Raw genomic sequence first — 21,655 nt, 5'->3', positions numbered from 1 at the left:
TTCATCCTTAATCTATTCGTCTTTCGTTATTGTTATCGTGCCCGCACCGATAAGCATGCACCCGTAATGCATGCTTACTCGTTTGTACCTGTGGAACCTTCTTTGACGTTAACCTAAAATATCCGCCTGCTCAACCGCAACCACTCATAATTTTTACATATTGAAAACAATACCGCGGTGCGTTATTCACACACAGATTCTTCCTCCTGTGCATAGGGATCCGGTATGTCTGGCTTCTTCAGCCTGACTTCCCGATCAGCTGACGCAATGGTTTCTTTACGATGCGCAATAATCACCCGGGTGATATCCAGGCGCGACACCGCTTCATTGATGTCTGACTCCAGGTTAGTATCCAGGTGACTGGTTGCTTCGTCCATAAACAGAATTTTGGGCTGTTTATACAAGGCACGCGCCAGAATAATACGCTGCTTCTGACCCCCTGACAGGCTTGACCCCATGTCTCCAATCAGACTGTCGTAGTTCATTGGCATCTGGCTGATATCATCATGGATCGCGGCAAGTTGGGCACAATATACAACCCGTTCCATATCGATCGGTGTATCAAAAAAGGCGATGTTATCCGCCACAGAGCCAGACAGAAGTTCATCGTCCTGCATCACCGCCGCAATTTGCTGACGATACTGACGCGCACCGATCTGTTCCATAGGCACACCGTCAATCAGTATCTCACCACTTTTTGGCAGATTCAGGCCCAGCATAATTTTCAGCAAGGTCGATTTACCACAACCAGAAGGGCCGGTGATCGCCACGGACTCACCCGCTTCGATGGTCAGGTTAAGATCGTTCAGTACATTCGGGGTCGCATCGGAATAAGAAAAGCTGATATCACGTAACTCTATCTGACCCTTTACCTGATGCTGTTTGACTTGATCAGGTTGGAGGATCTCCTTGTCGGTCAATGCGATATCAGCAATACGGTCAAAGTGCAGCCCGACCATTTTAAATTCAATGAGCTTCTCAATCAGGTTCGCTGTTTTGTCCATAAACTGGCGCTTATACGACATAAACGCAAACAACATCCCGGTACTGAAACCGCCATCCAGCACTAAGTGCGCCGCCAGATAAACCACCAGTATGTTCTCAATTCCAAACAGCGCCCGGTTGATGGCGTCGTAGCCAATCTGAAAGTTACCCAGACGAATGCTCTGGTTAATGGCATTGGCATAGCGGTTTTGCCACTGGCCTTCGCGTTTTACTTCTGAGCCAAACAGTTTGATCGTCTGAATGCCCCGCACGGTTTCCATGAAATTGGAGTTTTCTTCCGCACGCGCCATGATCTCTTGCTCACTGATATTGCGAAACGGTCGGTACATGGCAATACGCACAATGGCATAGGCCACCACCGCTGCTAAGACCACAGCCGACAAAGTGGGGCTGTAAAAGAAGATCATGGCCAGTGTGATGATGGCCATCAGCCCGTCAATTATGGCTTCAATCACCCCAGTGGTGAGGATTTGCTTCACCTGCTGCAAGGAGCCAAAACGGGACACTACGTCACCCATATGGCGTTTTTCAAAATACGAAATCGGCAGCCGCACCAAATGATGGAAGAGGTTTGCACCGAGCTGAATATTCATCTGGTTACCAAAATGTAGCAAGGTAAAACCCCGCAGCGCATTGGTGGCGATTTCAAATACCAGCACCAGGAAAAAACCGGTGGCCAAGACAGTTAATAAGTTCGTATCCCCGGTTAACACCACATCATCGATCACTAGCTGAATATAATATGGGGCAGCGAGGGTGAAAATTTGCAGTAAAATAGACAATAAAAAGATCAGCGTCAGTGACCGTTTCAGGCCGGTGATGCGGCTCCAGAAATCCGAAAACTGCAAACTCGGTTTCTTTTCTTTCTTTTCAAAACTCTTGGTCGGAGTCAATTCAAGTGCCACGCCGGTAAAATGCTTGGACGCCTCCGCCATAGTATACGTTTTCTCGCCCGACGCCGGGTCATGGATCACGATGCGTTTTTCGTTGGCCTTTTTCAGCACCACAAAGTGATTCATATCCCAGTGCAGGATACAGGGTGTTTGCAGTGCATCAAGATCTTCGAGTTCTATACGCAGCGGACGCGAACTCATTTCCAACTTTTCAGCAAAATGCATAATATCCAGTAAGGTTGCGCCCTCGATGGAAATACTGAACTTTTGCCTCAGTGAGGTGAGGTCGCTGTGATAGCCATGATACGCGGCCACCATAGCGAGACTGGCAAGGCCACATTCGGCGGCCTCAGATTGCAAAATGACAGGCAGTGACTTCCTTGACCAGAACTGTAACTGCTGTACCGGTGATTCGTCTTCAACGTGCATAAAAAGCCTTTTTATTCTTTTAGTTGCAGCCTACAGCTGTCCTTTAATACTAAACACGGGATCAAATAACCAACGCAATAAAGAGCGTTCTTCGACAATGATATCGGCATCGAGCATCATCCCGGCCCGCAGCGGCGTCTGCTTGCCATAAGCGGTGATCTGCTGCGCTTCCAGCGCCACCACAACTCGGTAGGCGGGTTGCTGTATCACACCCGGTGTGCTGGTTTCATCTGGCAGGATCACACTGTTACTGACTTGCTCAACGGTGCCGTTATAAATGCCAAACTTCTCATATGGAAAGGCGTGGTAACGCAGTTTGGTTTCCTGACCGAGGTTGATAAATCCAAATGACGATGTCGGCACATAAATGATCGCCTGCATCTGGCTGCCTTGCGGCAAAATACTCAGCAGGTTTTGCCCTGCATTGACACTCTTACCCACCTTACCCAGCAAGCCTGTGACCACTCCGGCTTTCGGTGCTCGCAGCTCTCCAAGGCGTTGCTGTTCAACGGATGATAACTGGATCTGCAGATCTGCCTGTTGGGATTCCAGCTGCTGAGACGCTCATTATGCTGCAATGGCAGCTTTTCCAAATCAGTATCGTATTGCTGGATTTGCGATGCCAATGTCAGCCGCTCCGACTGAATGCTGGATGCCTGCTGTTGTAATGACAACAAAGTGTCTTTTTGTCGCTGTAATTCCAGTTCAGAAATATAACCGGTGCCTTTGAGCGTGCTGATCTGGCGCACCATCTGCTGATTCAACTGGAGTCGCTTTTCGAACGTACTCGCCTGGCTATCCAGTTCTTTCAAACGCGCTTCAGCAGTGGCTTTTTGTTGCCTGAGCTCAGTCAGTTCAAGCGCTTGTTGACGTTTTTGCTGCATGATCTGCTGCTGCAAGTTGTGCAACTGAAAATTATATTGATTAAGCAGCGCCTGATTAAGCTCCAGTGACTGAGTGCTGTGCTTCGCTGACGCAACCCGTAATAAGGGTTGATCCGCTTCCACATGGTCCCCTTCAGACACCAATACTTCAGCAATAATGCCGGTTTGTGGGGCAACCAGCTTAAGTACGCCAGTATTGGGCTCTATGACTCCAGAGACCCGCTCTTTGCGCGCATAACTGCCACTGGCAAGAAAGATGATGCTAATAACAACGACGATCAGGATAAGTAAAGCCAGTGTCTTGAACACGGGTGGTTGAACTAAACTTACAGCTCCTTCTAGCCGGTGTCTTTTACTCTCTAAGACTTCTTTTCTAAAGAGATTTTCCATAATTAACTAACACCCGATTGTTTAAGTTTTTTATTGTTAAATTTTAATTAACTCTCCGTAATGTACCATTTTGACCTGCAGAAAGGAAACTACGAAAGCGCGTCGGAAAAATCCCCCACCCCAGAATCAAAAACGGGAGCCTCAGCCCCCGTTTTCTCAGCTTTTTTTAACCGGTCTTTGCCAGTTACCAATATTACGCTGCTTGCTTCTGGCTACCGCTAGTTCCTCATCGGCGACTTTTGCGGTGATCACCGAGCCTGCGCCGACTGTTGCTGTCTTGCCAATCTCAACCGGTGCGACCAGCGAAGAATTTGAGCCAATAAATGCACCGTCACCAATGAGGGTCTTTGACTTATTTACCCCATCATAGTTACAAGTGATGGTACCGGCACCGATATTCACTTTTTCTCCAATCTCTGCATCGCCCAGATAGGTTAAGTGGTTTGCTTTGGAACCTTTACCAAGACGCGATTTTTTCATCTCAACAAAGTTGCCAATGTGCGAATCCGTTTCCATCACGGCGCCCGGACGTAGTCGCGCAAATGGCCCTAAAGTACACGAGTCGCCAACCTTTGCATCTTCGATCAACGTGTTCGCTTTAATGACAACACCATTACCGATCTGACAGTTTTTTAGCACACAGTTGGGTCCGATAACGACATCATCACCGAGTTCAACCTGTCCTTCAAAAACAACATTCACATCAATCTGAACGTCCTGACCAGTTTTCACCTCACCACGCACATCAATACGGTTTGGATCTGCCAGGCTGGCACCATTTAACATCAGGATTTCAGCTTGCCCACTCTGATACGCACGCTCTAGTCCAGCAAGCTGCACACGGTTATTCGCCCCTTCCACTTCCATCGCATCATCAGGTTGTGCAGAGGTAATCTCAACGCCATCCTGATGCGCCATCGCCACGATATCAGTCAGGTAATATTCGCCTTGGGCATTGTTCTGTGACAACTGACCCAGCCACTTTTTCAGTAATTCACCATTGGCAGCCATAATACCGGTGTTGATCTCCTGAATTGCAAGTTGCTCTGGTGTCGCATCTTTTTGCTCAACGATCCCAACCAACTTACCATTTTCACGCAACATACGGCCATAACCCATTGGATTATCAAGGTTCACCGTCAACACAGCTAATCCCTTTGCTGGCGTCACTTCAAGTAGGCGTTGTAATGTAGACAGGCGTGTTAGCGGTACGTCTCCATATAAAATCAGCACAGTGTCATCGTCAGCAATATGTTCTTTTGCCACCGCAACCGCATGGCCAGTACCCAGTTGCTCAGCCTGATGTACCCAGTTTACCTCATTGTGGCTCAACGCCTGTTTTAACTGCTGCGCACCATGACCATACACCAGATTAGTCGTACTCGCGCCCAACGCAATCGCATTATCAATTACATGTTGTACCATCGGCCGGCCTGCGACAGGATGAAGTACTTTGGGTAACTTTGAACGCATGCGAGTACCTTTGCCCGCGGCTAATATTACTGTTGTCAGTGCCATTGAACAGAATCCTTAATTATTTATTACCACTTATCCGCCCCTGGGTACGGAGTTATACGATAGCAACTTTCTAATGCCTGCAATTGTAACCACCTTTTTGCTCTATTATAAGAACCAAAGCATCATAACTAGCAAATTGAAATGACTGTATGTGTCTAACTGGAGAGGTTCATGACTGTGCTTGGACGGTTCAAAGGTAATACGATCCTTGCAATAGCACCTTTTTCATTCTTTCTATTTTTGACATGTAGCTCTCCTTGCTGACTTTCCACCAATGAGCGACATAGCTCTAAGCCCAGTCCCTGGCCATTTTCTTTTGTACTGTAAAATGGTGTTTGGATATTGTCGAGGTTTTGAATACCACACCCTCTATCTATCACTTCAATAAATACCTGGTTAGATTTCGTAAAACAATTTAGCACCACTGACTGACCCGGCTCACTTGCTTCAAATGCATTTTTGATTAGGTTGATAAGCGTTTGTTCGAGCAAGTCAGGATCTGACACAAATTCTATCGGATCACAGTGCAGCTCCAGCTTACCTTCAGGAAAAAGTAACTTAACTCGTTGGTATATGCTTTCAATGCTGGTTATCTGATAGTTCGGTTCAGGCCTTTTACTACAATGAACATATGCATTTATAAATGACAATAACCCAACCGCTCTATTGTGAATGATATGTAGGATCTTCTCACCTTCTGGCGTTAGCGCCTCATTGTCGATAAGAGATAGGCTCAACGATTGAATTGGTGTGAGAGAGTTGCCAACCTCATGTTTAATCACACGGATCAGCTTTTGCCATGCTTCAGCTTGTGTTTTTCTGATGGTAGATTGTTGATCAATAAAGATTAATAGTTCGAGCGCCGTACCATCATGATAAAGCTTGCTATGTCGGATCTGCCAGCGTCGGTTGATATCCGCATCGACGAATTCCCATACACCCTCAACTTGGTGCAAGCCAAAACGGTCCGCGAGTTTCTTTTTCTGTAACTGCCATGCATAACCAGAAAAATTAGAAAATGCGCCGTTTGCCCTAATTAGCTGGCTCTTGTCATTGAGTATGAGCATTGGCAGATCCAGCTCTTCCAGCAAATCGTAAATGATCAGCTTGCTCTGATCGTAGCGAGTATGCGCTAAATGAATCTCTTTGCTGAGTTCAGCCAGCTTGTCTTGAATATCAAGCCCGACGCCATTTTGAAATCGTTGCCTTACCCGACGACGATGATCACCATTAATGAGTGCATCCAGGTGCCCATTAATGCCGATATAAAACCCCAGTAACCGATTGTACTGAGCCATCGCTAGATAACCAAATAAGATACTAAAGGGCAACGCCATAGCGATACTTAGCACCGCCTGAGAGGTCGTTAGCCAGACAATAGTCACGCAGGCGAGCGTAAGCAGGGTCCCCCAGCAGCCTAGTATCATTAAGACGATGCGTTCCAAAGACGTTTTAGCCATATTTTATTTGATACTTTTCCATTCTGCGATACAGAGCACTGGTACTTAGCCCCAAAATTTTAGCCGCTTCAGCCGTACAACCATCCGTTTTTTCTAGCGATTTGATAATTAGCGAAGATTCAGCTTCCGCCAAAGTTGTCAGCGGATGGTTCGAAGCCTGACTTGGCACAGGCGTTATATTCAGCACTTCTCTGTCAATGGTCTCCGACGAACAAAGCAATACGGCACGTTCCATCACATGACTCAGCTCTCGCACGTTGCCCGACCAACGATAGCCTTCCAAAGCACTGACAGCACTAGGTTTAATTTTAGGTGCTGGTCGGTTATATTTTTTACTATGCAAGTTTACAAAGTGTGTCGCCAATAAACTGATATCTTCTCGTCGTTCTCTGAGCGGCGGCATCGTTACTTCAAATGTATTAATACGATAATACAAATCTTCACGAAATATTTTCTCTTCGATGAGGGTTCTCAACTCGGCGTTGGTTGCGCATATAAGACGAACATTTGCATGCTGCGTGGTGCTACTTCCTACCGCCTCATACTCCCCGCTTTCCAGCACACGTAGCAACTTACTTTGCTGCATCATTGACATATTTGCAATTTCATCAAGCAATAAGGTCCCTTCATGTGCAATTGAGAATCGACCTATGCGATCTGATTTCGCATCTGTAAACGCACCTTTAATATGCCCAAACATTTCGCTCTCAAATAAGTCATCCGGGATCGCGCCCATATTGACAGACACCAGGTTTTTATCACGCCTGGGTGACAGGTTATAGATGTACTTTGCCAGAGAGCTTTTCCCAGTCCCATTCTCACCCAGGATGAGTACAGAGGCATCCGTTTCGCTGACCCGCTCTACTTGCTGCATCACTTTTTTCATTGCAGGGGAGTGCCAAAGTATTTCTGTACTAGACTGCTCGGCAAGCTGCTGAGCTAAACCTTGTTTTGACTTTTCCAAGTTTTGTAGTTTTATTTGTTGCTCTAAAATTTGAAAAAGGCGCTGGTTTTGCCAAGGCTTTTCAATAAAGTCTGCCGCTCCAAGTTTCATTGACTGAACAATTAATTCTGTATTCGACCACGCAGTCATCACGACAATAGCCCGGTCAGGGTTACGCTCACGTAACTTTTTGAGCAACGCCAGGCCGTCACTACCTGAAGTTGTGTCAGACGTATAATTCATGTCCATTAACACTAGGTCGGGATTACCATTACGATCTTCGAGCAAGCCCTGCTCTATCGTCTGCGCATAGCTGACTCGAAAACCTTTTTTGCTCAAAATATATTCAAGTGACAGGCAAATATCTAGTTTATCATCCAGTACTAAAATATGAGGAGGAGTAGACGGCATATAAAAATCCTTGTATTTCACAGAGCTTAAAAAGCTACTGATAAAAACAACATTATACTTACATTTTAACCCAACACTGTGCCCACTTAAAGATCATTCATACTATGCTAGATAGCTGATGAGTAAAAAACGCCATACCAGAAATCATTCCCGCCACGACCTCCAGACACGCAACCCAGTCGTTGCAATCACCACTGTGACAGCAGCGAAAACAACACATACAACTGAATTTAATAAAGAAACTGCTCAGTTAGTTGCCAAAATTGGGATTGAGGGTGCCGCCAGAGATTTAAGTATTAATGAGTCGCAAATCAATAACAGGCGAAATAAACTCCAGCAAAAACAGCGCAACCCAGCCTGAGGCCGGAGCCGGCCCACAGGTAATATCGTTCATAGCGACCGTATCGGCACATATTGCTCAAGCGACATTCGAGAGCTAATAATAAAGAACTAGTTAAGGCATAGCATAAACAGGAAAGGGGGATTGTTGGGACATAGAAACAGACTAAGTCATACTCACTGTGGTGAGCTGATCTCTAATGGGATTGATCAAGTGTCTCTATGTTGATCTGTCGTTCTTCATTAGTCAGTATTTTCTAACAATCAGCGTCAGTAACCTACTCGGATCATGGTGTTTCATCATCAGTGTCCAGTCCTATAACTGAAATAGTGAGGGCTGAGAATACGTGCTAAAAAACGGCCAGCAGTGAAATAAAAAGAAAAATATTTTCAAATACTTAAGCAATACAGTATAGGAAGTTATGTTGCAACTTACGGTGGAGTCATACCAATTTTCTCAATTAAGTGTTCTATTTTGAGGCGAGAAAATAGGATCGATAACACCGCTCCCACGGCCTGCTATCGCTGAGGCACCTACGTCCATATAGGCGAGGCTAAAGTTTGCGAGCTTATACCTTAGGTAAAGGTTCTAAATGAGAAAACCTCAAAGCCGTTAACATTAAATTTACTCACTTCCAATTGAACAGGTATTAAGTGAAACAAGTATAAGCTCCCTACACATATTTTCAGACAAAAAACCGTGATACAGACCGAACAGATTTGAGGCAAGCGTTGCCATTAGTGCACTTAGACTGTCCCTTTTTGTTGTTCAATCAATTGTAGTCATTACTCTGAGGTCATGCGTTTAGATATGTTCAACTTCGAATTAAGTTCAGAGCGTATTATATGAACTGGACGTACTCAGAAACCAGAAAATATTTAAGCGAAATTTATTATAGATTAACTATATAGGTGCTTTAAAAAAACAGCTGGTGTAAAATACCCTAAGCATAAGGAAATTGGTAGCCTGCCACCAGCAGCCTGCCGAGTTAAATGCGTAAACGACAGTTTAGAAATGCCTTACACTGGAGTTGAATTAAGGCTAAGTAAAAACTACAATAATTAGTAAAAATTACAATAATTAAATTAATTAAACAACCAAGGAAAACAGGGTTGGAAACTTCTATGTCAATAAAAAAAATAAATGATGTAACTTTCTTCGATTTAAGAAACGTACAAAAAAACCATATCGAAAGTGGCCCATTCGAAAGCGGAGTTTATGAAGTCAATGATATTATAGTTGACTTTAGCACCAACCAATTAACAGATCCTTACGGCAGGAAAACCAGACTCGAGCCTTTGATTATGGAATTACTGGCTTTTATGATAAAAAATACAGGTTCTTATCTTAGCTGCAATGATCTCATGCAGCATGTTTGGTCAGGTAAGATTGTTTCAGATAATACAATCAGAGTGGCAATGAAAAAACTTAGGGATGCAATGGGCGATAATCCAAAACTGCCTAAGTTTATAAAAACAACACCGAGTAAAGGCTATATACTAATTGCTCAGGTATCCAAAAAAGAGTTTAATAATAACAACATACTGCCAATTTCAAATAAACTGATAATGTCTAGAGTTGGCAAGCTTTTTTCAAACTTTTTCATTAGATAAATAACTCTTCAACTCTAGTTTTGGCTAGCTCTGATAAGTTCCATCAGAGCTAGCATTCTCTTAATCATCATTGCGCAATGAGTAAACTGGACTCCTATTCGCTACGCCATTCAGTGAAATTATTGATATCATGATGGATAGTAATAACGTCAGAGCTATTGCTGACAGAGAAGGAAACAAGTCTACATTAAAGTTTGTAAAATCCACTTTCCTTTTTGCTACTTCAAAAAGTAGCATTGCCATCACACTAATAACCACACCCCAAATTATTGCTTTACTGTTGTCTTTTAAGACGTCTTTAACGATATGCATAGGGTTAGCGCCAATAGCCATCCTAACTCCCAGTTCATACTGACGCATTTTAACGTTATAACTTAGAATGCCATAAAGGCCTATTGCAGCTAATAGTAAAGTTAAGATAGATAGTGAGATTGTAATTACAGCCGTAGCCACATCTCTCTTTAATATTCTATAATGCAAGTCTTCCATACTATAATATAGAAACACTCTAAAATTATTATCATAATCAATAACTAGATTTTGCAAAGACTGTTTACTTAATGGGGCTTCTCCTTGCCTTTTTACAACAAAGCTAAGTTTTTCTACCTCAGATGGCAGGTATAGCATTTCGTCAAAGGCTCTGCCAGAGGGGTTATTAACATCTTCGACAACTGAAATAATTTTGTAAGTCACTCCGCTATACATGAGAGGCTGATTTATTGCGGAAAACTCATCCCCATATAATGCCTTTGCCAAAGTCTGGCTTACCATAACCACGTTACTATTATTTCTGACTTCCATCTCTGTAAATTGACGACCTGTAATTGTTTTTTGTGAGAAAACCTTCTGAAGATCGTTGTCAGAAATTAATACATTTGTCCGAATATAATCATTCGGTCTATCGGGGTGTAGTACTGAACGTGTCATACGAGGAGATAAAGGAGTAGCACTTATAATTGAAACAGCCTCAACTTCAGGCATAGCTTCAATCAAGTTCTTCAACTCTTTTCCTTGCTGACTCATCGATAGTTCGCTTAAGTCTTTATTACCAGTACTCACAGTAATATAATAAGTGTCTTCCGTATCAATACCTAATGACTGTGTAATTTTAGTCGATGCCTCAAACATCAAAGAGAAATTAGTTGAAAGTAGTATAATTGCTAACGTAATTTGGCTTGCGGCTAGCACAACACGTAGTCCCGACGAAATTTGCAGACCCGAACCTTTCCCGCTTGATTGCAACATACCATTTAACCCTCGGTAGTTGACAGCAAGGGAAGCTGTACCTGCGAAAATAAAAGAAAGTATGATGCCGCATATGAGCATAAATACGATAGATGGCAGATCCAGGCTCATTTCATCTAATCTAGGCAGCTGCCCTGCTGCATTTTGTTGCAACAAGTAAATACCACATAGAGCAATGGCTATTGACAATAATAAAGCACCAAATGTTAAACACATCGACTCTGCTAACATTGCCCGAAAAATATGCTGCTTTTGAGCCCCCAGCGCGGCTTGAATGGCCAGTTGACGACGCTTTTCAACAATTCGTGACAAAAATAGATTCGTCGCGTTCGCTACCGCTATAAGTAATAAAGCTAACACCCCGGCAAAAAATAGCGCACTTGTTGTTTCACTATCTCCAATGATAGCTTCTTCAAAAGTTAATAGCCTTGCTTGCAAACTCACGCCTTTCCAATATTCAGAGCCTTGAGTGTTTCTTCTGAAACCAGCATCAGAGAGACTAGTAAGTTCATGCTGCGCTTGTTGTAATTCTAGGGATGCCTTTACTTTTCCAACAAACTGGATATGTGGTAAAAAGTCATCCCAGCTAGTGCGCAGTTCCGCGTGAATGGAATTGTAGTCCCAGGGTAAGTAAACAAGACTTTCTGACTTAAACTCAGTTAACTGCGGCTGTTGAAAATCTGCGGAAAGTACGCCTACCACAACAAATTGAATATCCTCCACCGCAACCGTTTTCCCTAAAACATCAGGTTCACGATTAAAAATTGTCTGCCATGCTTTATCGGTGAGAATGACCGACGGTTTATATTGATTAAGCCCTTCAGACTCATTAAATGCACGACCCAATTGCATTGACGCCGTCGTGATTTCGAAGTAATCCGGCGTAACATAGCTAGCATTGACCCGGGGCATACTACTAATACTGGTTATTTGCGTTATATCACTTGAGATCAGCGCTTTTTCATCAAAGGCCTTACTTTTTCTGTACCACTCCAACAGGCTTGGGTAACTTTGAAAGCCTTCTCCACTTGATTCATAGCTTTTAATTCGTACGTGGTTTGCAACAACTAAACGCTCATGATCGTTATAAACAAGCGGTTTAACAAATATTAGGTAGTTTAAATTAAAAGCAGTTATTAATGCGCCCAGCGTGATCCCTAACGTCAGAATAATCGTGAAACAAAATGCTGGAACTTTTAGTAGACTGAAAAAGCTTAATTTTAGTTCGTGCAAGAAGTAGTTCACACAGCCTCCATCACATTTTGTTTTTGCTCTACAATTTCACCATCCAATAGATGCAGTTGACGGTGGGCCATATCTGCGTATCGAGCATCGTGAGTTACCATGCAAATAGTGACGCCTTCTTTATTTAATTGCTCAAGCATCTCCATCACAATATCACCATTTTTGCTGTCCAAGTTTCCTGTTGGCTCATCCACCAAGAGAATTGCAGGCTCAGCAATCAAAGCTCGGGCAATAGCCACCCTTTGTTGTTGACCACCAGATAGTTGATTCGGTTTATGGTCAACCCTATGACCTAGATCGACCCTAGTAAGGCACTTTATTGCGCGCTCACGTGCCTCATTAAGAGGTACTGGTGGGTTTTGGTATTTAAGTGGTAGCGCAACATTATCGATTACACTTAGCTCATCGATTAAGTTAAACTGCTGAAATACAAAACCTATTTTTCTATTACGAATTGTTGCTGCATCAGTAAGCGTTAAGTTACTGACATCTTCGCCTTCAATCAGATATTGCCCACTTGATGGAGGAGCCAGCAACCCTAGTAGTGATAACAGTGTAGATTTACCGCAGCCTGAAGGCCCAGAAATAGAGATATAATCACCTTCATATATGTCAAAGCTAATATCTCTCAAAGCATGCGTTTCCATCTCTCCTGTATAAAATACCTTTGAGATTTTTTTTATTTCTATTTTTAATTTTTTCATTTTTTGGCGGCTCTTTATTGTTTGATTACGATAGATTCCGCACTTGCGAGCGCAGAAGTGTCAGAAATAATGTATGTTTCACCAATATTTACATTTGAGAGTATTTGAATGTATTGGCCACTTTCTACACCAAAGGTGACTTCTTTCGCTGAGGCTTGATTTAGCCCTTCTGCAACCAGGTATAACTTTGCTACAGAATTTGGCTGAATATTTGCGGGTCGTTTTATGAAGAATGTATCAGGTATCGATTCTATTTCGATGGTGCCATCAATACTGAGCTCAGGGCGAATATTGCTAGGCAGCTCCCCCTCCATTTTTATTTCTACACTCACGGTACCTTCAGTAACCACTGGGTCAATTCGCGCTACATTGCCCTCAATGATCTCTTTGCGAGTGTTGATCTTTGCCTTTTGTCCTAGTTTGATCATATCAGCTTGGGTTTGAGGAACCTTGATAATTCCCACTAGGTTTTCAGTACCAGAGATAAGCGCTAGTTGTGCACCTGATGAAACGGTTTGGCCTAACGTCACAAAAGATTGTTGAAGCACACCGCTCATACCCGCTTTGATTGTAAGGCGGTCTAGTTTATCTTTAGCAATCCGTAAGTTGCTTTCCGCTTGTTTAATGATTTCTTTTTGCATATTTATAGACTCAGTATGAATTAGCTTCAACTGTTCAATTTGATCTCTATAAATCGCAAGTACTTTGCTCATTTGCTGAGTCTTAATATCACTTTCAGCAAAATTTAATTTGGATACGATGCCTTTTGTTGAGAGATCGGATTGGGCCTGAAAATTTAAATTCGATATCTCATAACTGGCTTCCAGCTCAGCGTACTTCACTTTCTCTGTCATAATTTCTCGTTTTTGCGACAGTTCAATTTGTTTTAAAGTTGCATATTCCTTTGTGAGCTCTTGACTTGCTATCAAGACATTTTCTTCTATTTCTGGATTGCTTAATTTTAGAATGACACTATCTGGCTGCACACTCGCGCCAGGCTTAAGCAGCACTTCCTCGACCGTCGCTTGAGAGCGGGACGTGATGAGTTTTTGATCGTTTGATTTAAACTCTCCGTACCCATCAACACTCACTATAAACTCCCCTTGCTGTACGTTCGAAAATAGACTTTCTTTGCGGAGAACTTCGACGCGGTCATCAGTTGTAATAAGTAACCAGCATAGTGCTAAGATCACGAAGAAAACCATCGCGATAGCCCGCTTATATGCTACGTTCTTCTTTTTTGAACTACTTTTGATTACATCCATTTTTAACTTCTCATGCTATTTACAGAAAAACTCACCTAACAAAGCACAATTTGTGCCAAAATATAAACACCTGTTTTTGTTTGATTTTTTCTGTTTTCCTCATTGGTTTTTGCGATTTTAAGCTACAAAATCGAAATGCTTTGTGATTTTGAAGCGTCTGTATATATCTGAAGGTTCAACAGGTAACTCCAGGGTCAGGACGGAGCATTGCGTGGTATGACAAACGTCAACGAATCGGAGTAGCTAGAGTAGGCAGGGGCGTTCACCAGGTTACTTTGAAACAGCTGAGTTTTTGCGAAAGTCAAACACTGGTAACAACATCATCTTGCCAGTCAACTTAATGAAGGTTACGAAGCCTCACAACCTTCATTAATACTCAAAGAATAAGCCTGTTTAACTCAACAAACGACTAAGCGATGAGGGCGGCCTTACGCTTAAAGCCAACCTCTTCTGCAGGCTTAGTCGCTGTAATGTTATTCGAATGCACAGAGCGCTGTTGAGCACTGTAGCTTTCGGTCAAATGAACCAGCCGGGCCATTTTCATCACAATGCTGAAATGCGCAGGATTTGATGATTTGCCACTGGCTAACTGGTCGACAATAGATAAGGCTTCTTTATGATCCCAAATATTTGAGTTACGGGATTCAATGGAATCCAGTTTATCTCTTGCCCAAGCAAGTGTGTTGGGATTGTAGAAGTAGCTTTTCATATCAATGAATCCAATCTTGCTTTTCTTCAATCGCACACTGTCTGGCAATTTCCCAGCCATAGCATGACGCAACAAGCGCTTAGTAAATCCATGTTTTAGTTTGCTTTCTGACGGCAGTGAGAATAAAAATGTAACCAGTCGCCAATCCAAAAATGGCGTTCTGGCTTCTACACCATGCGCCATTGAAGCATAGTCAAATGAACGCAATATATTTTGTAAAAAGCCATAATGCACATCGTGATATAGCATGGTATTTAAGTGATCAAAGTGCTCAGGATAGTGCTCTTGGTCATTTGTATAACTCTGCGGCTGATACTTGGCCGAAAAGCGCCCCTTAAATGCATCCGCAAAGAGCCTTTTAGAGTGCCCCCAGCCTTCCCAAGGTTTCAGAGAGTCAATATTTAAGCTGATACTGCGACCCAGCATAGTCAAATCAAAGATCTTGGCTAAATTAGGCATCCCGGCAAATGCATCATGCATTGCGGGCGTAAAGTGATAGCCATACCCTGCCATTAACTCATCCATTCCATGACCATCCAATGACACCACTCGAGATTGTTGCCGCATGCTCTTATAGAGTAAATACGGCCCCTCTGATGCAGCCTCGATATCTTCGTAGCAGCTAGTGAGGCTCTCTAACATATCAACATCCTGATATAAATTAGAGTGCACTTCTGTTAACTCAGCACCAGCTTTTTGGCAGACTTCCCGGGCTAGGTGCGTTTCATCTAACCAACCTTGTTTTCCAATAACGAACCCACTTAAAGGCTCTTTATCATCCCCAAGAACATCCCTGGCTGTTAGCATGATACTGCTTGAGTCCATTCCACCACTTATCGGAATACCATATTTGGTATCTGTACTTAAGCGCAGACGCACAGAATCTTCCATGAGTTCTTGTAATTTCGCCACTTGTTCTTCAAAAGTACTTGGTGGTTGAGGCAAGTGCAGTAACGTATTCCACCAGCGTTTCATGCTTATTTCGCCTGTACTTTCCACTTCTAAATAGTGTCCTGCCGGTATCCGTTGTACCTTACTCAGTATCGTTTTTCTTAACTCTCCTGATTGACCTAAAAACTGACGTTTTATCAGGTCAGTATTGTGCCGTAAATCCGCACCTGGCAGTAACGCAAACGCTTTTAATTCAGACGCAAAAGCAAACTGATTATCATCCTTGTAATACACGCAAGATTTGATAGCAAATCGGTCAATACAAATGCGTAACTTGCCTTCAAAGCTATCCCAAAGTGCCATAGCCCACATGCCATTGAATCGAGTAAAACACTCAACGCCCCAATGGGCATAGGCATACAACGCAACCTCAGTATCTGAGTCAGAGAAGAAGTGGAAACCAGCTTGCTGCAACTCAGTTCGGAGCTCTCGATAGTTATAGATTTCTCCATTGAAACTGATTGCGTAGCGGTCTTGTAAAGTCATTGGTTGAGCACCATTTTGACTTAAATCGTGGATTGATAACCGACGATGACCTAACCCTAGATTATGTTTTCCATCGATGAAAATATCTCCACTGTCGGGCCCTCTGTGCTCTAACGCATCGTTAAACTTCGTTAAACTTACAGGGTCGACAGGCTGTCCATCAAAGCGCCAAATACCAGTAATACCACACATCAGCTTCTCCTTACACTTCTTCGGCTAATTCTTGTTTTATATTAAAAATTTTCCTAAATTCAGGGCTGCTTTTTATGAGGTAATCTAAGCTACCTTCTTTAACAACCTTACCTTGGTCAATCATAAATATTCTATTAGCCTTACTAATGGTCTCTAGGCTGTGAGTTATTATTATCACCGTATTACTTTCTGATATTTCGTCTATTGATTTGAGAATTTCATGCTCAGACTCAACGTCTAAGTTAGACGTCACTTCATCAAGAATAAAAATTGGTGAATTTTTCAAAAATAAACGTGCAACGGATAGTCGCTGTCTTTGACCAGAGCTCAGTTGATAGCCATCCTGCCCGATAAGCGTGTCGACACCTTGTGGTAACTTACTGATAAAAGAAGTGCAATTGGCTTTCTCTAATGCATGATAAACGGCTTCATCAGTTGCGTTTGGGTAAACCATCCGAACATTTTCAAAGATAGAGGCGTTAAAGAAAAATGCATTCGCGACGGCAGTATTAACATATTCACTAATTTGATCTGCTGATGCATCATTAACTTTTAAATCTCCAATTCTTATTTCACCTTGCTGCACTGGAAGCATCCCAGATAACAGCAATGCCAGAGTCGATTTGCCTGCCCCATTCCCTCCGACAAAAGCAACCCTCTCTCCTTTTGCAATAGACATAGATAAACCTTTTAACACAGGCTTCTTCTCGCTCTCGGTGTAGCAAAAGCTAACGTTATCCAAACAAATATAATCTGTATTCGAGCGGCTGGGTGCTTCCGTCTTATCACTCGCTTGGTGATTCGGGAGTCGGCTTTCCGGAGCCATATCAAGAATTTTGTAAAGTCGTCTTAAACTAACGACGCCGCTAGATATATCCAGAACGGTATGTGAAAGAAAACCTATAGGCTGATACAGACGCTGAGTGAATACAGTGAAAGCGACTAAGGTACCTATTGTTAGCTCTTCCTGTATCAAATGCTTACCAGCGAAGTAGTATACAAAAACAATGCCCAGTCCAGATAACGCAGAGAAGGAAACTCGATTCGCCTGAAATAACATAGCGATTGTGACTCGTGTTTTACGGATGCCAGTTGCAATCGTAGAGAACTTTTGAAATTGATTGTCTCCAATGCCATTTAACCTTGAAAACATAAAGCCATTGACTGAAAAGTCTTCCGCAATTTTGGAGTTCAATTGATCGCCAAAGTTAAATGAGTCTTTTGATTTTTCATTAATTGCTTTAGTAACGAAGTAAAGAATCAAAAAATACACCGGCACTGTTACGATTGAAATTAGCGTGAGCTGCCAGTTCATATAAAGCATAAAAGATGCGGCAAGAATCAAGGTAATGACATTGGTGATAATAGATGGAATGGTTCGAGCTAACGCTACCTGAATATTTATCAAGTCAGTGTTAAACCTAGAGAGTAACTCTCCCCTTTCAACTTTTGAGAAAAAAGACAGAGGTAGTCGCTGTATGTGTTGATACATGTGACACCTAATATCAAAACAAAAACCTGAGCCAAATCGACTAATAAAAAGCTCTTCAGCTAATCCAGACAATGTTGACAGCACCAGGATACCAATAGAAATCAATATTAAGTTTGTTAGCTCCTGGAGATCTTTATTTGGGATAGCTGAATCAATAATCTCCTTATAAATAAGAGGAGGTGAAAGGTTAAGTAAGACAGATAATGCCACAAAAAATATAGCCATCATCACGGAATATTTATACGGGTAAAGGAAGGTGCTGAGTCGCTTGAACAAAGACAAGTTACTTTCTTGTTGATTTTGGGCTGCTTTCATGGGATCTGCTTGCTGAATTAAGTTTCATTAGGACAAGCAATGACTGCTTGTCCTACGGTGTGCTTGTGAATTATTTTGAAGAAGTATTGCTTAGGAGCTTCTTTCCCTTCTTAACTTCAGCTAGTAATTCATCAAAATCAGGGTAATTATCATCTCTCTCAACTAATGCGCCTTTGATAGGCATTAATGGAATGAGTTCTTCAAACAGCTGCCATACTTGATTAGGTATAGATTCAGAATGAGAGTCAATAAGTTTACCGTTGTGCCAAACCCCACCAGCAAGGTGCGCCTGAACGACAGCATCAAGTGGTAGTTGTTTAGCTCGCTCAATCGCATCGAAGCCAAAATTTACGCTATTAGTGTAAAGATTCGTCACATCGAGCAACATGCCACAGCCCGTTTTATCAACAAGCTGGTGCAAGAAATCTTCTTCACTCATTGTCGAACCCGGAATTTCCAATGTCTTAGTAATGTTTTCGATGACAAACGGAATTCCCAGAGTATCTTGAACCATATTTATATTATCGACGGTATATTTTAGCGTGACGTCATTGTATTGAATCGGTGATAAGTGACCTAAATCAATACCTGGGCACTCCGTTGTTGCCAAGTGGTCGCTGTAATAAGGCGCATTCAAGATATCTACAACATCTTTAACATTAGATAAAAACGTTTTTGATACTTTGCGTGCAGACCCCACCGATAAAGAAACACCATGAGGAATAATGGTGAATTTCTCTGCCATTTCCGTTAATGCGTCGATAGACCGTGGAGAGGTACCAATATACTTTTCAGTAATAATCTCCAAAAAGTCAATTTCATCTTCATTTGCTAAAATATCATTATGGATCTGGTATCTATAACCTAAGCCAGCGCCTAAAAAAGGTAGCAAGTCTATTGATTTACTGATCATGAATGACCCCTTTTATTGCGATATGAGCAGCAACTCATTAGAGTGGAAGAATTCCAACGCTTGCTTAAGATCTTCACTACAACCACTGATACCAGTCTGAGTCTCAAAATGATCCAATAATTGTGCAAATGTAAGCTCACCTTTGATCATGCTTATTAGCGAGCCGGCAGCTGGATTAAGAGACAATAGTTTCGCTTTAGGAGAAGTTGGTACAAAATACATGACCATAGCAGTTTCTTTCTCTTCGACGTTTGCAGGGATCTCGTCCTCATCAAGCAATTCGATCAGTTGTGCTAAGTCATAGTCAAGTTTCAACAACGTCGCTGAGTCAACAAGCTTTATTTTGGTGTCATTCTCAATTGTCGTGCTTGCGTTTTTGGTGTTGATGTATTCAAAATCATCTTGATTTGTCGTGGTTAGATTCAACTGATTTCGAATATTTTCGAAACGGATCAACTCAGCGGTATAATTTGGAATATCGTCTTGCGAACCGTTAATGCTGTCCTCTAAGAACTGACCAAATTTAGATACAAACGCAAGTTTACTTTCCCCTGGATATGCAGGGTTGACGTTATAGAAACGGTCAAACAGCTTAAATAGTGCAGGCTCGCCAAGCACCTTTAATGTATATTCATAGCTTGCTGTGTTTCGCTTGAAGTTTTTCATCTTCAGGCTTGATGCATACTGTTCCAGAGCTTTTTTCTCAATATTTCTGATTGCCTGCTTTTCTTCATCCGTTAGCTGATATAAAGCCTCAGTAACATCTGGTGCAACATCATTTAGTTTTCGAAATACGTCATCTGTGTACAAGCGATTGACGAAAGATTGTAATTCCAGTGCGCTCATCTCTAATTCTCTTCTTTTTATATTTTCAAATGCTTCGGTAAACTTATCGCTAATCGATTCTGCTATCTCATCAAAAGAGGGATAAAAATCCTTTGCGACTTCATAGCAATTTGCACCAATTTGTTTAGCTTTATCAGGAAAATCGAGTACAAAACTGATCTTTTCAGCCAGTGCATCTGTGTCTTGAGGATCTACCACAAGTAAGTTCTCGCCCGGCTCAAGCTTGTCCTTCACACGCTGCTTTTCATAAATTTCATCAGATACAATCAGACATTTACCACAACGCATAACTTCAACAGCAACGCCTGGCATATGAATAGGGATTGCGAAATCACGTTCTAAGAAACAAACCGCATCGCATAAATTGATAAATTCTGGCACTTGCCAATGCGGCATGAATGGTAACCAAATGGTATTTTCTTCAATGCCAGCTTCTTTTACTTTATTGACAAACTCTTTTAGCTGGTGCGCATGACCATTAGTGAGGGCTAAGAAGTTGAACTTTTTACCGCGTTTCTTTAACTTGCCCAAAGACTCAATGAGATCGTAACTGCCTTTGCTAATACCGACCTTACCGTAGATACCGATACTACTGGCTTCACTATCATAGTTTTCATAACCAAACTGTTCTCTAAGCATTGAATATATCGGCTTGCTCAATGCATCTTTTGTACTGATTAGATACTGTTCTAAATCAAGCGCTTTGCGCTCTGGATTGTAGATGAATTCAGGGCAGGTTGGCGGTGCAAAAGGCATGACATTGTATGGATCTACACCTGCATGATAAAAACGACGAGTCGTGGAGCCACTGGAAAAAATAAATCCTGCTTTACTGAACATCTCATGGTAAAGGGTGTTGTGCTCTGGGTTTTTAAGCAGTCGGCCTACATCACTACCAGCATGCTTCAAGCCAAACGGAACACCAGTCGCTTGTGACGTGACATAAGCTGCAACGCCGTATGGTTCAAAATAGTGACCTAGGATAAAGTCACACTCATATTTACGGACAACGTCAATAGCTATATTAGAAAGCTTTGATACGAAAGGGTTAGCATAAGGAATATATTGGTACTTAGCTTTTTCATTTGTGTAATGGATATGCAGATTGTTCTTTACATCAGCAAATGGAGTACCTGACATATCATCAGGAATACGTCCTAATGTTATTCTAAACTCTTCTTCAGTTTCAGTCCCGTTGCTGATCAGATGCACCTGATGGCCTTGCTTAGCCAATGCATAGCATAGCCAGAAGTTTAACTGCGCCACTCCCCCTTGAATTGGAGAGACTTTTCCTATTATACAAATGTTCATTACAATGCCTTTTAGTACTTTGCTTTATTATTGATTTTTATTTCTGCACTCGGTGTAGTTGAAACTTTAAAAGAGGCGTACTACGCCTCTTTAGC

Annotated in this window: 15 protein-coding genes; 2 read left to right on the top strand and 13 right to left on the bottom strand. The window is 42.3% G+C overall.

The genetic code is table 11. From position 1 onward, the window contains the following. Positions 1-182: 182 nt before the first annotated feature. From IY568_RS21020 to IY568_RS21000, 6 genes are all read right to left on the bottom strand, one after another. A complete protein-coding gene (locus IY568_RS21020; RefSeq protein ID WP_194868564.1) occupies positions 183-2,327 on the bottom strand; it encodes a peptidase domain-containing ABC transporter in 2,145 nt (714 codons plus the stop codon). Positions 2,328-2,357: 30 nt separating this feature from the next. Next, a complete protein-coding gene (locus IY568_RS24925) occupies positions 2,358-2,768 on the bottom strand; it encodes an HlyD family efflux transporter periplasmic adaptor subunit (protein WP_323744769.1) in 411 nt (136 codons plus the stop codon). Then, positions 2,732-3,601 carry an efflux RND transporter periplasmic adaptor subunit gene (locus IY568_RS21015; RefSeq protein WP_228553486.1) on the bottom strand — a complete coding sequence of 290 codons (870 nt, stop codon included), beginning with the start codon at positions 3,599-3,601 and terminating at the stop codon, positions 2,732-2,734. Before IY568_RS21015 ends, IY568_RS24925 begins: the two co-directional genes overlap by 37 nt. Before the next feature lie 156 nt (positions 3,602-3,757). After that, positions 3,758-5,119 carry a bifunctional UDP-N-acetylglucosamine diphosphorylase/glucosamine-1-phosphate N-acetyltransferase GlmU gene (gene glmU / locus IY568_RS21010; RefSeq protein ID WP_125561125.1) on the bottom strand — a complete coding sequence of 454 codons (1,362 nt, stop codon included), beginning with the start codon at positions 5,117-5,119 and terminating at the stop codon, positions 3,758-3,760. A 155-nt stretch (positions 5,120-5,274) separates the two neighbouring features. Continuing rightward, positions 5,275-6,579, bottom strand: a complete 1,305-nt coding sequence (locus IY568_RS21005; RefSeq protein ID WP_194868563.1) for a sensor histidine kinase — start codon at positions 6,577-6,579, stop codon at positions 5,275-5,277. Then, entirely contained in the window at positions 6,572-7,933 is a 1,362-nt protein-coding gene (locus tag IY568_RS21000) for a sigma-54-dependent transcriptional regulator (RefSeq protein ID WP_125561129.1), read from the bottom strand. Before IY568_RS21000 ends, IY568_RS21005 begins: the two co-directional genes overlap by 8 nt. Before the next feature lie 118 nt (positions 7,934-8,051). Between IY568_RS21000 and IY568_RS20995 the strand changes: the two genes are divergently transcribed. Beyond that, positions 8,052-8,294, top strand: coding sequence for a hypothetical protein (locus tag IY568_RS20995; RefSeq protein ID WP_194868562.1), 243 nt, complete (start codon positions 8,052-8,054; stop codon positions 8,292-8,294). A 1,103-nt stretch (positions 8,295-9,397) separates the two neighbouring features. Beyond that, positions 9,398-9,886, top strand: coding sequence for a winged helix-turn-helix domain-containing protein (locus IY568_RS20990; protein WP_194868561.1), 489 nt, complete (start codon positions 9,398-9,400; stop codon positions 9,884-9,886). A 60-nt stretch (positions 9,887-9,946) separates the two neighbouring features. Here IY568_RS20990 and IY568_RS20985 read toward each other — a convergent pair whose 3' ends face one another. The 7 genes from IY568_RS20985 to IY568_RS20955 all read right to left on the bottom strand — a co-directional run bounded on the left by IY568_RS20985 (position 9,947) and on the right by IY568_RS20955 (position 21,560). After that, positions 9,947-12,376 (bottom strand): ABC transporter permease, encoded by a 2,430-nt coding sequence (locus IY568_RS20985; protein WP_194868560.1) that lies wholly within the window; start codon positions 12,374-12,376, stop codon positions 9,947-9,949. After that, a complete protein-coding gene (locus IY568_RS20980; protein ID WP_125561137.1) occupies positions 12,373-13,080 on the bottom strand; it encodes an ABC transporter ATP-binding protein in 708 nt (235 codons plus the stop codon). The genes IY568_RS20985 and IY568_RS20980 overlap by 4 nt, the downstream gene beginning before the upstream one ends. 14 nt (positions 13,081-13,094) lie before the next feature. Next, complete coding sequence (locus tag IY568_RS20975) at positions 13,095-14,345, bottom strand: HlyD family secretion protein (protein WP_125561139.1); 1,251 nt, start codon at positions 14,343-14,345, stop codon at positions 13,095-13,097. 409 nt (positions 14,346-14,754) lie between these two features. Next, on the bottom strand, positions 14,755-16,683 hold the full coding sequence (asnB, locus tag IY568_RS20970) for an asparagine synthase (glutamine-hydrolyzing) (protein WP_125561141.1): 1,929 nt from the start codon (positions 16,681-16,683) through the stop codon (positions 14,755-14,757). Between the two features lie 10 nt (positions 16,684-16,693). Continuing rightward, a complete protein-coding gene (locus IY568_RS20965; protein WP_125561143.1) occupies positions 16,694-18,490 on the bottom strand; it encodes an ABC transporter ATP-binding protein in 1,797 nt (598 codons plus the stop codon). A gap of 70 nt (positions 18,491-18,560) precedes the next feature. Then, a complete protein-coding gene (locus IY568_RS20960) occupies positions 18,561-19,403 on the bottom strand; it encodes a DUF692 domain-containing protein (protein WP_125561145.1) in 843 nt (280 codons plus the stop codon). Positions 19,404-19,415: 12 nt separating this feature from the next. Then, on the bottom strand, positions 19,416-21,560 hold the full coding sequence (locus tag IY568_RS20955) for a glycosyltransferase (RefSeq protein WP_125561147.1): 2,145 nt from the start codon (positions 21,558-21,560) through the stop codon (positions 19,416-19,418). Positions 21,561-21,655: the final 95 nt, after the last annotated feature.

The organism is Pseudoalteromonas sp. PPB1 (genome assembly GCF_015356275.1).
GTDB classification, from domain to species: Bacteria; Pseudomonadota; Gammaproteobacteria; order Enterobacterales; family Alteromonadaceae; genus Pseudoalteromonas; species Pseudoalteromonas rubra_D.
The sequence above is the reverse complement of the archived record's forward strand: the minus strand, read 5'-3'. Positions and strand labels throughout refer to the sequence as shown.